Below are 13,807 nucleotides of genomic sequence, written 5' to 3' on the forward strand. Positions count from 1 at the left end.
GGCGGCGGCCTCCCATCCCGGGAGTCCGCCGCCCCGTCGGGCGTGTGCGGGGCACCTCAGCACCGGTGACCCGCCCGAGTGACCCGCCCCGCCCTCCGGCCATTGCCCGACCCGGCCCGTATCCGAGGAGACCGCGCGCAGATGTCCGACGTCACCGACCCCTGGCTCATCGTGGGCCTCGGCAATCCCGGCCCCGAGTACACCGGCAACCGCCACAACGTCGGCTTCGTCGTCGCCGACCTGCTGGCGGAGCGGATCGGCGGGAAGTTCAAGCGGGCCCAGAAGGCGCAGGCGCAGGTGCTGGAAGGGCGGATCGGGCCGCCCGGACCGGCGAACCGGCGCGTGATCCTGGCGAAGCCGCAGTCGTACATGAACCTGTCGGGCGGCCCGGTGACGGCGCTGCGCGACTTCTACAAGGTGCCGACCGACCACGTCGTCGCGATCCACGACGAACTGGACGTGGAGTACGGCGGTTTGCGGCTGAAGCTGGGTGGCGGCGACAACGGCCACAACGGGCTGAAGTCGATGACGAAGGCGATGGGCCCGGAGTACCACCGGGTGCGCTTCGGCATCGGCCGCCCGCCGGGCCGGATGCAGGTCGCGGACTTCGTGCTGAAGGACTTCTCCTCCACCGAACGCAAGGAGCTCGCCTACCTGGTGGACCGGGCGGCGGACGCGGTGGAGTCGCTCCTCACGGACGGCCTGGAGCGGGCCCAGGGGACGTACAACTCCTAACTGTTGCGGGACATGACGTTGGTGACAGAAGTCGAAGCTGGTGCAACCCAGGCGCCTCGACGGGCATCGGTCGGGTAGCGTGCAGGCCATGTCGAGTCCTGAGTCGGACAAGGTGGGGGCTTTCGGTCACGCCGTCAGCCCCCTGAAGCCCTGAGCTCGTAGCCCTGTCGTTGCGCCGCATTCCGTGGTGGGACGAGTGTGCCCGTGGGGCTGGCCGCGGTGACGAGATGACCTTCTCGTACCTCTCCTCACCTCGGAGCCTTCGATGCCTTTCCCGCTCTACCTGCTTGCCATGGCGATTTTCGCCATGGGCACCTCGGAGTTCATGCTCGCCGGCCTGTTGCCGGACATCGCCTCAGATTTCGACATCACCGTCGGGACAGCAGGCGTGCTCACCTCGGCCTTCGCGATCGGCATGGTCGTCAGCGCTCCCCTTGTGGCCGCGCTTGCCCGCAACTGGCCCAGGCGCTCCAGCCTTCTCGGATTCATCCTTGCTTTCGCGGCAGCTCACGCTGCGGGGGCCATCTCCATGAGCTTCCCGGTCCTGTGCGCCACCCGAGTCGTTGCAGCGCTCGCGAACGCGGGGTTCCTTGCCGTCGCTTTGACGGCTGCCGCTGCCCTGGTCCCGCCTGACAGGAAGGGACGTGCGCTGGCCCTGCTGCTGTCGGGCACCACGGTGGCCACGATCGCCGGTGTCCCCGGCGGGTCGGTGCTCGGTACGGTGCTCGGCTGGCGAGCCACATTCTGGGCCGTCGCCCTTCTCTGCCTGCCCGCGGCGCTCGGCATCCTGAAGGGCATCCCGGCGGGACGTGTGAAGGAGGAAGCGAGGGGCGGCCCGGCCCTGCGAGCGGAACTCGCCCTGCTCACAAGGCCACGGTTGATTCTCGCGATGCTGCTCGGCGCACTGGTGAACGCGGCAACGTTTGGAAGCTTCACCTTCCTCGCCCCCGTGGTGACCGGTACAGCCGGGCTGGGCGAGTTGTGGATCTCTGTGGTTCTGGTGCTCTTCGGGGCTGGTTCCTTCGTCGGCGTCACCGTCGCCGGGCGACTGTCCGACCAGCGGCCCGGTCTGGTCATCGCGGCCGGTGGTCCGCTGCTCCTCGTGGGCTGGCCGGCCCTGGCGGTGCTGGCCGACGAGCCGGTCGCCCTGTGCGCCCTCGTGTTCGTGCAGGGCGCGCTGTCGTTCGCGCTGGGCAGCACGCTGATCACGCGGGTTCTCTACGAGGCGGCGGGAGCTCCCACCATGGCCGGCTCGTACGCGACCGCGGCACTCAACGCCGGCGCCGCCGCCGGCCCCCTCGTCGCCGCGACCACCCTCAGCACCCAGGCCGGGGACCTCGGACCGATGTGGGCAAGCGGGCTCCTGGTCGCTGTCGCCCTACTCGTCGCGATCCCCCTCCGCGCTGTTGTCACGGCGGGCCGAAGCGCCGAGGTGCCCCAGTGACACACGCGAACGCTCCCCTGAGCATCGAAGGGCGCCGAAGGCTCGTGGAACGCTGTCGCAGTCGTCCCCTCGCCCGGGTGGCAGCCGGAGCCGGCGTATCCCGCGCCGGCCTGTCCCCATGGAAGAACCGGTACGACACATACGACAACTACCACCGGACTCACACCACGGCAGGAAACCGTCCACCAGCCTCACGCCTCCTCACGGACGGCCTGGAGCGGGCCCGGGGGACGTACAACTCCTGGCGGGCCCCGGGCCGGCACTCCGTCAGGCGGCCTGCGGCCGTGCCTGGTCGAGGAGTTCCTGGATGCGCAGGCCGCGTGCGGCGTCGATGCCGGTGCCGGTGCCGGTGCGTACGGCGCCGGCGAACTCCCGGCGCAGCACCGGCCAGCACTCCTCGTGGTCGATGCCGGCGGTGTCGTAGACCAACTCCTCGCGGGGGCCGAAGAGTTCGATGCGGGTACGGGCGCGGGGCAGGCGGACACTCCCGGACAGGGAGGCCTGGCTGACCGCGCCGTTCTCGTGCTCGCAGGTCAGCTCGATCCACCGGCGGGGGTCGCCGGTCCCGCGTACGGAGACGATCGGGGCGACCGCGCTGTCCAGCAGGTCCAGCAGGTGCGGGCCGAGGTCGAGCAGAGCGCCGTGCTCCAGCCGCCAGGAGGTGGCGAACTCGCCGCCGAGGAAAGCCCCGTGGAGGTAGCAGGAGCGGGCTCCGGCGACCTCGAGGCCTGCCGCCTCGGCGAGGAACGCCCGGGTCGTCGGGTGGTAGCGCTTGGTGAGGACGAGCTGCGAGACCACCCCGTGTTCGGCGACCGCGTCGGCGACCGCGCGGGCGGCGTCGAGTCCGGCCCCGAGCGGCTTCTCCAGCAGCAGGGCCTTGCCGGCCCGTGCCGCCCGCACGGCGAGCGCCGCCTGTACGGCGGGCGGCACGGCGAAGGCGACCGCGTCGCAGCCGTCGAGCAGCTCCTCGAACGAGCCCGCGGCCCGCGTGCCGGAGGCGTCCGCCACCTCGGCGGCGGCTTCGGGGCGCCGGGCCCAGACACCGGTCAGGATGGTCTCCGGTCCGGCCGCCAGCATCCGGGCGTGCATCGTGCGGGCCCACGGCCCCGCCCCGACCAGGCCGACGCGGACCGGCGGGTATGCCCAGGCGTCGGTCGGGGTGCCGGCGGCGGGGGTCTGCGACATGGTGCTCTCCATCGAAGGGGTACGGCCGTCCGGTGCGGCGGCCGATCGGTGCGGTACGGGGCGGGTCAGCCGGCCGTGCCGCCGCCCGCGTTTGCCGAAGCGGCGAGCCGGGCGTCGGCCCGGTCGGGGTCGTAGAGGCGCTCGACGACCATGACGGCAGCCCCCGCGAGGGCGGCGCGGTCGCCGAGCGTGGTGGTGACCACCTGGAGGTGGGCCGTGGTGCGGGGCAGGGCCCGCTGGTAGAGGAGTTCGCGCACCCCGGTGAGGAACGGGGTGCTCGCCAGGTCGCCGCCGAGCATCAGGACACCCGGGTTGAGGAGCGTGACCACGGTGACGAGCACCTCGCCGACGCGCTGCCCGGCGGCGCGGGCGAGCCGGACGGCGTCGGGCTGCCCGGCGGCGAGGTGGCGGCGCACGTCCGAGCCGGAGGCGGTGGGCACGCCCGCCGCCGTGAGCTGCTCGGCGATGGCCCGGCCGCTCGCCACGGCGGCGAGGCAGCCGTAGGAGCCGCACATGCAGAGCGCGTCGGGCCGGTCGTGCAGGCGGATGTGGCCGATGTCGCCGGCGCCTCCGTCGATGCCCCGGTACATCTCGCCGCCGACGACCATTCCCGCGCCGATGCCGGTGGACGCCTTCACCAGGACGAACGCCCCGCAGTCGGCGTAGTTCTCGCGTTGTTCGGCAAGCGCCATGAGGTTGGCGTCGTTGTCGACGTAGACGGGGAGCGGCTCCGCCCCGCCCAGCGCGCCGGGGCCTGGCGGGCCGAGGTGCTCGGCGAGCGCGGTGCGCAGTCGCTCCCGTACGGGGAAGCGGTCCCAGCCGGGCATGATCGGCGGCTGGACGACCTGGGCGCTGTCCCAGTCGACGGGCCCCGGCACGGAGAGGCCGACGCCGCACACCCGGGCCGGCGGGGTGCCGGCCTCCTCCAGGAGCGGGCCGAACCAGCGGGCGATCCGGTCGAGCACGACGTCGGGGCCGTCCGTGACGAGGAGGCTCCCGGTCCGCTCGGCGAGGACCTTCCCGGCGAGGTCGACGACGGCGGCCCGTCCGTGCCGGGTCTCCAGGTCCGCGACGAGGACGACGGCGTGGGTGGGGTCGAACTCCAGCCGGGCGGACGGGCGTCCGCCGGTGGAGGTCCCGGCCGCGCCGCGCAGCCAGCCCGCACCGAAGAGCTGGTCGAGACGGTGTCCGACGGTGGATCTGGAGAGGCCGGTGGCCTGTTGGAGCTCGCCGCGCGTGGTGGCCTCCCCGCTGCGGATGAGCCGCAGCAGGTGTCCCGCGCTCGCCTGGTTTCCCGCCATCGTCGCCGTCCTCGTCCCGTCTCTCGTGTCCCCGTCGGGGGCGGCCGTGCGGCCGCGCCTCCCCCGGGCGCGGCCGCCGCTGACCGGGCGTCACCAGGTGCCGGTCGGTGTCAGGTTGTCAGCCCTTGTCCGCGCCGCTGGTCAGCCCCTCGGTGAGGAGCCGCTCGGAGGCGAAGAAAAGGATTACCACGGGGATGGTGAGGATCACCGAACCGGCCATCAGGACCGTCTTGGAGACCTCGATGCCGTTGGCGAGCTGCTGGAGGCCGAGCGAGACCGTCCACTTGCCGGGGTCGGCGGCGAGGAAGAGGAGCGCGAAGAGGAACTCGTTCCACGCGATCATGAAGACGTAGAGCCCGGTCGCCATCAGGGTGGGCAGCGCGAGCGGCAGGACCACCTTGCGCACGGTCTGCAACCGGGAGGCGCCGTCGATGGCGGCGGCCTCCTCGATGGAGTACGGGATGGTGACGAAGTAGTTCTTCATCATGTAGATCGAGACCGGCACCGTCTGCGCGATGTAGACGACGGCCAGCCCGACGAGGCTGCCCGAGAGCCCCATCTTCGCGAACATCACGAAGAGCGGGACGGCGAGCAGGGTGGCCGGGAAGAGGTAGACGGCCAGGAAGAGCGCGCTGACGTGCCGGCTGCCGAAGAACTTGAGACGGCTGACGGCGTACGCCCCGGGCACCGCGGCGGCGAGCGTGAGCAGCACCGTGGCGACGGCGACCAGCGCGGAGTTGGCGAGCATGCCGAGGAAGCCCTGGCCTCCGTCGTCGGTGGACTTCAGCACACTGCGGTAGGTGTCGAGGGTGAAGTCCTTCGTGGAGACCCAGAGGTTGCCGGGCTCCACCAGCAGCTTGTCGATGGGCTTCACCGACAGCATCAGCATGTAGTAGAAGGGCACGATCGTGATCACGGCGAGGAAGATGATCACGAGCCAGCGGGTGACTCCGAAGAACCGTTCCTCGAACTGGGCGCGGCTCATGCGCCGCCTGCGCGGGGCGGGCGTGCCGGAGGGGGTGGCGGGGCCGGAGGCCGGCGGGCGCGTCACGGACGGGGCGTGGGTCATGCCGATTCCTCCTGGACCTTCTTGCCGAAGAAAGCGAAGTAGAGGCCCAGCAGGACCATGAGGACGACCGCCAGGACGAGCGCCTGGGCCGAGGCCGCGCCGACGTCGAAGCGGGAGGTGAGGAAGTCGTACACGCGCACCGCGACGACGTCCGTGCCCGAACCGCCGCCGGTGAGCAGGTAGATGTCGTCGAACTTGTTGAACGTCATGATGAAGCGCAGGACGGACAGCAGGGCGATGACGGGCATCATCAGCGGCAGCAGGATGTGGCGGAAGCGCTGGGAGATGGTGGCGCCGTCGACCTCGGCGGCCTCCTCCAGGCTGTCCGGCACCGCCTGGAGGCGGGCCAGCATGAAGAGGAAGGCGAACGGGAAGTAGCGCCACGACTCGAAGGCGATGACGGTGAGCAGCGCCAGCGGGATGTCGAAGTGTGCTCCCAGCAGGCTGACTTCGTAGGAGCGGGTGGAGAGGAAGGCGATCGGGTCGTCCCACCCGAGGAACCTGCTGCCCCACTCGTTGACGATGCCGTACTGCGGGCTGAGCGCCACTTCCCAGACGAAGGAGACGGCCACGACGGGGGCGACGTACGGCAGCAGCATCGAGGCCCGCAGGATGCCGCGGCCCCGGAAGGGCTTGCGCAGCGCGAGCGCGGCGACCAGGCCGAGGAGGATGGAGCCCGCGGTGGCGCCGACGGTGTAGAGCAGGGTGGTGCCGAGGCTGCTCCAGAAGCCGGGCGAGCCGAAGACCTGCTGGAAGTTGTCGAGGGTCCAGTTGCCGAAGAGGCCGTTCTCCTGGATGTCGACGAGCTTGGCGTTCTGGAAGGCGAGCAGCACGGTCCACAGGATCGGCAGGATCACCACGACCAGGACGACCAGGAAGGTGGGGGTCACGAAGGCGAGGCCCGCGCGGTTCTCCCGGCTGCTGGTGGTCCGTGGCCTGCTGCGGCGCACCGTCGCGCCGCTGGTTTTCGTACTCATGGGTCGGTTACCTCGGGGGGAGAGCGCCGTGCGGCTGCTGCGGGAGGGACTTCTCTCGGGGGGAGAGGGCCGTGGGCCGGGCGGCTGCTACTGGAGGGACTTCTGGAGGGCGGCCACTTCGTCGTTGGCTTCCTTCGCGGCCTCGTCCGGTGAGCTCTGGCCGCTGGTCATCGCCCCGATGGCCTTGGCGACGGGCAGTTCACCGTTGGTGGCGCCCACGAGGGTGCCCTGGCCCTGGGTGAGGCCCCACCGCTTCATGTCGCCGACGCCGGCGACGAGCCGGTCGAGGAGTTCGGAGGGGTACGCCTTCTGCATCGACTCGCGCCTGTCGACCCCCATGACGCTGGCGCGCCAGGCCTTCTGGAAGGAACCGGGGTCGGTGGTGGTGCCGGTGCGGACCGGGATCTTGCCCTCGGGGGCCATGCCGAACCAGTCCTCGTAACCCTTGCCCATCATGTACTCGATGAACTTCGCGGAGGCGCCGGTCTCGGCGGTCTTGGTGACGGCCCAGGAGGTGATCTCGCCGAACTGGGCGGGCTCCTCGCTGTCGGGGCCCTGGAGGGAGGTGACGATGCCGGTGTTGCGGGCGAGGAAGCCCGGGTCGTCCTGGCACTCGGCGCAGCTGGGCAGCGCGTCGGAGCGCAGGCCGGCCAGTTCGTCGAGGAGGAAGGAGGACCAGACCATCATCGAGGACTTGCCGGAGAAGTAGGTGGAGCGGGTGGAGTCCACGGTCTGCGTGCCGGGGGCGCCGTGTTCCCCGCCCAGTTCGGAGTAGGTGGCGAAGGCGGTGCGGCAGGCGGCGGAGTCGAGGGCGGGTTCGCCGTCGTCGTCCACCAGTTGGCAGCCGTTGGCGAGAGCGAGGTCCTCGAAGCTCTGCTGGGTGAAGACGTCCGAGGGGTCGGTGGCGAGCGAGATCCCGTCGACTCCGCCCTTGTCGAGTGTCTTGGCGGCCTTCAGGGCGCTCGCGTAGGAGTCGGGGGCGTCGAGCCCGGCCTTCGCGAAGAGGTCCTTGCGGTAGACGAGGAGCTGGAGCCAGGCGTCGGAGGGGACCGCGAGGGTGGTGCCGGCGTCCTCGGTGAGCGAGAGGGCGTTGGCGTTGAAGGTCCCGGTGCCGAGGTCGTCGACGATCTTCCCGGCGACCTCGGTGTTGAGCAGCCCGCTGCCGTACATCTGCCAGACCTGGCCCATCGGGACGGCGCCGATCACATCGGGGAGGTCGCCGGCGGCGGCCGCGGACATGATCAGCTGCGGCAGCTGCGCCTCGTCCACGCCGACCAGGTCCACCTGGACACCGGTCTCCTTCTCGAACCGCTCGACCACCTTCTTGGTCGCCGCCATCCGTGGCGCCAGGTTCTCCTGCGACCAGACCGTGATCTTGTCGTCCGGCTTCCGCTCGGCACCGGAGCTGCCCGAGCAGCCCGCCAGCAGGCCGGCGCCCAGGGTCGCGGCGAGTCCGAACAGGGTCGCCCTCGACCGTCGGGTCTTCATCACCATGCTGTTTCCTCACGCCACTTACGCACTTTCATGACGCATCTCACCACCACTTTTGTTTATTGACAAGACATAACTCTGAGATATCTTCGACCTAAGTCAGGAGCAGTCACCTCCCAGCACCAACGGAGACCCCCGTGGAACGCGTCGTCCAGTTCGTCGGCCCCCGCCAGGTAGAAGTCGCCGAGCACGAGAGCGCCGCGCTGCCCGCGGGCCATCTCCGCGTCCGTACGCGCTACTCGGGCATCTCCGCAGGCACCGAGCTCACCGCGTACCGCGGCACCAACCCGTACCTGACGCGGACCTGGGACGCCGAGGCGCGGATCTTCCGCGACGGCGCGGCGGGCATCGAGTACCCGGTGGCGGGGTGGGGGTACTCCGAGGTCGGCGAGGTGACCGAAGTCTCACCCGAACTGGCCGGGGTCGCGGACATGCCCGTCGTGGGCGACCTGGTCTGGGGCATCTGGGGCCACCGCAGCGAGGGCATCGTGCCCGCCGAACGGATGGCCGGACACACCCTGCCGGTGGGCCTGGAGCCGTTGGCGGGCGCTTTCGCCCGGGTCGGTGCCATCGCGTACAACGCGGTGCTGGCCGCCGACATCCACCTCGGCGAAGAGGTCGCCGTCTTCGGACAGGGCGTCATCGGCCTGCTCACCACCCGCCTCGCCCAGCTCAACGGCGCCCGCGTCACCGCCGTCGACGCCCTCGACGGCCGGCTCGACACCGCCCGCGGCCACGGCGCGCGCCGCACCCTCAACGCCCGCACCGACAGCGTCGCCGAGCGCGTCCGCGAGGCCACCGGCGGCCGGGGCGCAGACGTCGCCATCGAGATAAGCGGCGCCTACCCGGCGCTCCACGAGGCGCTGCGCTCGGTGGCCGTGGGCGGCCGCGTGGTCGCCTCCGGCTTCTACCAGGGCGACGGTGCCGGACTCCGGCTCGGCGACGAGTTCCACCACAACCGGGTCCAGCTCATCTGCTCACAGATCGGCGGCGTCCCGCCGCAGCTGGCCGGCCGGTGGAGCGTCGAGCGGCTCCAGCAGACCTTCCTCTCCCTGGTCGCCGAGGGCTCGGTCGACGTCACGTCCCTGGTCAGCCACGTCGTCCCGGTGGCGGACGCGGCCGAAGCCTACGTCCTGCTGGACGAGCGGCCCGCCGAAGCCCTCCAGGTCGTCCTGGAGTTCTGAGCCGGTCCCGGACCGCAGGGCGCCGTGCGCATCGCGGCCCCCGCGGCACGGGCACGGGGCGCCGCCGCACCCCGGCCCCGCTCCGCACGATCTCCGCCCCTTCCCCACCCCCGCACGCTGCCCGCCGGCAGCGCCGAAAGGCCCCTCATGCCGAAGACCGCGTTGAAGACCGCCTGCCAGGAACAGCTGCTCCCCGGTGACACGCTCCAGGAGAAATGGGCGTTCGCCCAGGACGCCGGGTTCGACGCCGTCGAGCTGCGCTCGCGGGGCGACTTCCACTTCCGCGACCGCCTCCCCGAGCTGAAGCGCGCGCTGGCCGACGGTGTCGTCATGCCGACCGTCTGCGTCGAGATGTCGCACTTCTTCGCCGCCTTCGACGACGGCCTGCGCAAGGACGCGCTGGAGCAGATGAAGTCGCAGCTCAGCGTCGCCGCCGAGATCGGTGCGCTGGGCGTGCAGACCCCGGCGTCCTACGGGATGTTCTCGCGCCGGCTGCCCCCCTTCGAGCCGCCGCGCTCGGAGGCGGAGGACCGCGAGGTGCTCGTCACGGGACTGACCGAACTCGGCGAGCACGCCCGCGCGGAGGGCGTCACCCTCTACCTGGAGCCGCTCAACCGGTACGAGGACCACATGGTCAACCGGCTCGACCAGGCCGTCGACCTGCTCCGCACCGTGGGGCTCGACTCGGTCAGGATCGGCATCGACAGCTACCACATGAACATCGAGGAGGCCGATCCGTCGGCCGCCATCCTCGCCGCCGCCCCGTACATCGGCCACGCGCAGGTCAGCGACTCCAACCGGTTCCAGCCGGGTGCGGGCCACCTGGACTGGCCGGCCTGGCTCGGCGCGCTGCGCACCATCGGCTTCGACGGCTACCTCGCCGCCGAGTGCCGGCTGACCGGCGACCCGGTCGAGGCCGTCCGCTCCATCCCGGCGTTCCTGCGGAGGTCGGGCGCGTGACCTCGCTCCTCGTCGGGACCCCCGCGGACCCCACGCCGGGGGACGACGCCCCCGAGGCGCTCCGGCGCGGCGCCGCGGGCGTGCTGCTCAGCAACTGGACCGGTGCCTCCACCGTCCCCTCCCGCGGCCTCTACCCGCACCAGTGGAGCTGGGACTCCGCGTTCATCGCGATCGGCCTGCGTCACCTCTCGGTGCGCCGGGCCCAGCGCGAGCTGGAGACCCTGCTGCACGCGCAGTGGGCGGACGGCCGGGTGCCGCACATCGTCTTCAACCCGGCTGTCCCGCACGACGCGTACTTCCCGAGCCCGGACTTCTGGCGCTCCTCCAGCGCCGGTGCCCCCGCCGGCGCCCCCGGGGGCACCGAGACCTCCGGGATCGTGCAGCCCCCGGTGCACGCGCTGGCCGCCTGGCTGGTGCACCTCGCCGACCCGGAGGACTCCCGCCGACGCGGCTTCCTGCCCCGGGTGTACGGGCGCCTCGCCGCCTGGCACGACTACCTCACCGGTCCCCGGGACCTGGGCGGCGGCGGTCTCGCCGCGATGGTGCACCCGTGGGAGCCGGGCATGGACAACAGCCCGTGCTGGGACGGGCCGCTGCGGCGCGTCGAGCCCGCCGCCTCCGGCTCGTACCGGCGCGCCGACCTCGACCACGGCCAGCCGTCCGAGCGGCCCACCGACCTGGACTACGGCCGGTACGTACGGCTCGCCACCGACTACCGTGACGGCGGCTACGCGGACGCGGGCACCGCCCACGCCTTCGCCGTGGAAGACCCGTGCGTCAACGCGCTGCTGATCGTCTCCGAGCACGCGCTCGCCCGCATCGCCGCCGAGACGGGTGCCGACCCGGCCCCGCACCGGGAGCGCGCCGCCCGCCTCACCGGGGCACTGGTCGCGCGGCTCTGGTCGCCGGAGGCCGGGATGTTCCTCTGCCGCGACCTGGTGGGCGAGGAGCTGGTCCCGGAGCGGAGCGTTGCCGGGCTGATCCCGCTGATCGTCCCCGGTCTCCCCGGCGAGGTCGTGGACGCCCTGCTCGCCACCGCCACGGGCGCCTCCTTCCGGCTGGGCGAGGTCCCGATGGTCCCCTCGTACGACTTCTCGGGCGCCGACTTCGACCCCTCCCGCTACTGGCGCGGACCCGCCTGGTTCAACACCAACTGGCTGCTGGAGCGCGGCCTGCGGCAGTACGGGCGGACCGTCGCGGCCGACCGGCTGCGGTCGGCGATGCTGGCGGCCGCCGGGGCGAGCGGCTTCGCTGAGTACGTGGACCCCTTCACCGCCGAGGCCCGCGGCACCCGCGACTTCGGCTGGACCGCGGCGCTGGCGCTGGATCTCCTGGTGGCGGCGCACGAGGGCGGCGCGAGCGCGCCCGCCACCGGTGACGCTGCCGCGGACGGGGCGGTCACGGGCGAGCCGGTCGGGGCGGACGCATGAGCGCGGGCACGGGACCGACCCTGGTCCGCGCCGGCATGTTCGCCGTGCTGGGCGCGGACGGCCGGATCACCGGGCGTCGGGGCGCCTCGCCGGACGGCCTCTTCCGCCGCGACGCCCGCCACCTGAGCCGCTGGACGCTGAGCGTGGACGGGGAGGTCCCCGGTGTGCTCGTACCGGCCGCCGGGGAGCACGTCGCCACGTGCGTGCTGACCCCGTCCGGCACCCGGGACGAGCCGCCGGCCTACACCGTCTTCCGCGAACAGGCTCTCGGTGACGGCTTCCTGACCGAACGCGTCCGGCTGGTGGGCAACCGCGACGAGCCGGTCTCCGCCGTCCTCGGCCTCACTGTGGATGCCGACTTCGCCGACCAGTTCGAACTCCGTTCGGACGGCCGCCACTACGACAAGGACGAGGCCCGGCACAGCTCGGCGCCCACCCCGGACGGGGCCGTCTTCGCGTACGAGCGGGGTGACTGGATCTCCCGCACGACGGTGTCGGCTTGCCCCGCACCGGACGAGGTGAGCCCCGTGGGCGACGCGCCGACGGCGCGTCACCTCCGCTGGCGCGTGGAGGTGCCGGCCCAGGGCGCGGCCGAGCTGCTGCTCACGGTCGCGGCCCGGCCGCACGGCGCCCCGGCGGTCGGGCCGCTGGTAGCTCCGGACGTGGCGGCGGCCGAACAGGCTCTGGACGCGGCGTCGTTCACGGGCGAGGTGAGCCCCCGCCCCTCCGCCGGCCCTTCTTCCGGGCCCCTTCCGCTGCCGCTCACCCGCTCGCTTCCGGCCGACGCTCCGGACGGGCTGGCGGACGCCTGCGCACGCGGGCTCCGCGACCTGGCGTCGCTGCGGGTCCCGGCGCTCGGCCCGGACGGTGAGGAACTGCGGGTGCCGGGGGCGGGGGTGCCGTGGTTCCTGACCCTCTTCGGCCGGGACGCCCTGCTCACCTCGCACTTCGCGCTGCCCTACCGGCCCGGACTGGCCGCGGCCACCCTCGGCGCGCTCGCGGCGACGCAGGGCACCGGCTACGACGCGTTCCGGGGCGAGCAGCCTGGCCGCATCGTGCACGAGATCCGGCACGGCGAACTCGCCGCCTTCCGCCAGGTCCCCTACGGCCGTTACTACGGCTCGGTGGACGCGACCCCGCTCTTCCTGGTCCTGCTGGAAGGGTTGACCCGTACCACCGGTGACACGGCGCTCGCCGTGCGCCTCGAAGCGCACGCACGGGCCGCGGTGGCCTGGATGTTCCGGGACGGCGGCCTGGCCGACAGCGGCTACCTCGTCTACACCCCGGACCCGGGCGGCCTCGTCAACCAGAACTGGAAGGACTCCGAGGGCGCGATCTGCTTCCTCGACGGCACCCAGGCCGAAGGCCCGATCGCGGTCGCGGAGGCGCAGGGGTACGCGTACGACGCCCTGGTCCGCACCGCACACCTGGCCCGCACGGTGTGGGGCGACCCCGCCTGGGCCGGTGAACTGGAGTCGGCGGCGGCGGACCTGCGGGAACGGTTCCTGCGGGACTTCTGGATGACCGGGCCCGGCTTCCCGGCACTGGCGCTGGACGGGAAGGGCCGGCAGGTCGACTCGCTCGCCTCCGACGCCGGCCACCTCCTCTGGTCGGGCATCCTCGACGAGGAGCACGCCCGCCGGGTCGGACGGCGGCTGCTGGAGCCCGACTTCTTCTCGGGCTGGGCGATCCGCACCCTCGCGGCGGGACAGCCGGGCTACCACCCGCTCTCCTACCACCGGGGCACCTCCTGGCCGCACGACAACGCGGTCATCGTGCTCGGACTCGCGCGGGCGGGCCTGGCCGACGAGGTCCGCACCGTCGCACGCGGCCTGCTGGACGCCGCCCGCCACCACGGCGACCGGCTGCCCGAGGTGATGGCCGGCTACGGCCGCACCGACCACCCGCGCCCGGTCCCGTACCCGCACTCCTGCTCCCCGCAGGCGTGGGCGGCGGCGACCCCGCTGGCGATCCTCACGGCGCTCCGGGAGACGGCCGCGTAAGCGCTGCCCCGAAAAGGGCCGGCCGCCC

The 13,807-nt window shown here is 72.6% G+C and carries 11 protein-coding genes and 1 pseudogene; 7 read left to right on the forward strand and 5 right to left on the reverse strand.

All coding sequences use genetic code 11. From position 1 onward, the window contains the following. The first annotated feature begins 141 nt into the window (after positions 1-141). The 3 genes and pseudogenes from pth to PZB77_RS11995 form a co-directional block, all read left to right on the forward strand. Positions 142-735, forward strand: coding sequence for an aminoacyl-tRNA hydrolase (pth, locus tag PZB77_RS11985; protein WP_275492575.1), 594 nt, complete (start codon positions 142-144; stop codon positions 733-735). 265 nt (positions 736-1,000) lie between these two features. Continuing rightward, positions 1,001-2,179 carry a Cmx/CmrA family chloramphenicol efflux MFS transporter gene (locus PZB77_RS11990; protein WP_275492576.1) on the forward strand — a complete coding sequence of 393 codons (1,179 nt, stop codon included), beginning with the start codon at positions 1,001-1,003 and terminating at the stop codon, positions 2,177-2,179. After that, a pseudogene (locus PZB77_RS11995) lies at positions 2,176-2,286 on the forward strand (IS481 family transposase); the annotation flags it as partial. The gene PZB77_RS11990 and the pseudogene PZB77_RS11995, both read left to right, overlap by 4 nt. Positions 2,287-2,446: 160 nt before the next feature. Here the strand turns inward: PZB77_RS11995 and PZB77_RS12000 are convergent. The 5 genes from PZB77_RS12000 to PZB77_RS12020 all read right to left on the reverse strand — a co-directional run bounded on the left by PZB77_RS12000 (position 2,447) and on the right by PZB77_RS12020 (position 8,205). Continuing rightward, the gene (locus tag PZB77_RS12000; protein ID WP_275492577.1) at positions 2,447-3,364 is read right to left on the reverse strand and encodes a Gfo/Idh/MocA family oxidoreductase; all 918 of its coding nucleotides are present in this window, start codon (positions 3,362-3,364) and stop codon (positions 2,447-2,449) included. Positions 3,365-3,429: 65 nt separating this feature from the next. Next, the gene (locus tag PZB77_RS12005) at positions 3,430-4,665 is read right to left on the reverse strand and encodes an ROK family transcriptional regulator (protein WP_275492578.1); all 1,236 of its coding nucleotides are present in this window, start codon (positions 4,663-4,665) and stop codon (positions 3,430-3,432) included. Between the two features lie 118 nt (positions 4,666-4,783). Then, positions 4,784-5,650, reverse strand: a complete 867-nt coding sequence (locus tag PZB77_RS12010) for a carbohydrate ABC transporter permease (protein WP_275496026.1) — start codon at positions 5,648-5,650, stop codon at positions 4,784-4,786. Positions 5,651-5,730: 80 nt separating this feature from the next. Continuing rightward, the gene (locus PZB77_RS12015) at positions 5,731-6,711 is read right to left on the reverse strand and encodes a sugar ABC transporter permease (protein ID WP_275492579.1); all 981 of its coding nucleotides are present in this window, start codon (positions 6,709-6,711) and stop codon (positions 5,731-5,733) included. Positions 6,712-6,798: 87 nt separating this feature from the next. Continuing rightward, complete coding sequence (locus tag PZB77_RS12020) at positions 6,799-8,205, reverse strand: extracellular solute-binding protein (RefSeq protein WP_275492580.1); 1,407 nt, start codon at positions 8,203-8,205, stop codon at positions 6,799-6,801. Positions 8,206-8,339: 134 nt separating this feature from the next. Between PZB77_RS12020 and PZB77_RS12025 the strand changes: the two genes are divergently transcribed. From PZB77_RS12025 to PZB77_RS12040, 4 genes are all read left to right on the forward strand, one after another. Then, positions 8,340-9,386, forward strand: a complete 1,047-nt coding sequence (locus PZB77_RS12025) for a zinc-binding alcohol dehydrogenase (protein WP_275492581.1) — start codon at positions 8,340-8,342, stop codon at positions 9,384-9,386. 147 nt (positions 9,387-9,533) lie between these two features. Then, positions 9,534-10,346, forward strand: coding sequence for a sugar phosphate isomerase/epimerase family protein (locus tag PZB77_RS12030; protein ID WP_275492582.1), 813 nt, complete (start codon positions 9,534-9,536; stop codon positions 10,344-10,346). An 80-nt stretch (positions 10,347-10,426) separates the two neighbouring features. Beyond that, entirely contained in the window at positions 10,427-11,776 is a 1,350-nt protein-coding gene (locus PZB77_RS12035; RefSeq protein WP_275496028.1) for a trehalase family glycosidase, read from the forward strand. Next, positions 11,773-13,779, forward strand: coding sequence for a glycogen debranching N-terminal domain-containing protein (locus tag PZB77_RS12040; RefSeq protein ID WP_275492583.1), 2,007 nt, complete (start codon positions 11,773-11,775; stop codon positions 13,777-13,779). Before PZB77_RS12035 ends, PZB77_RS12040 begins: the two co-directional genes overlap by 4 nt. Positions 13,780-13,807: the final 28 nt, after the last annotated feature.

Origin of the sequence: Streptomyces sp. AM 2-1-1, assembly GCF_029167645.1 — a bacterium.
Lineage (GTDB): Bacteria > Actinomycetota > Actinomycetes > Streptomycetales > Streptomycetaceae > Streptomyces.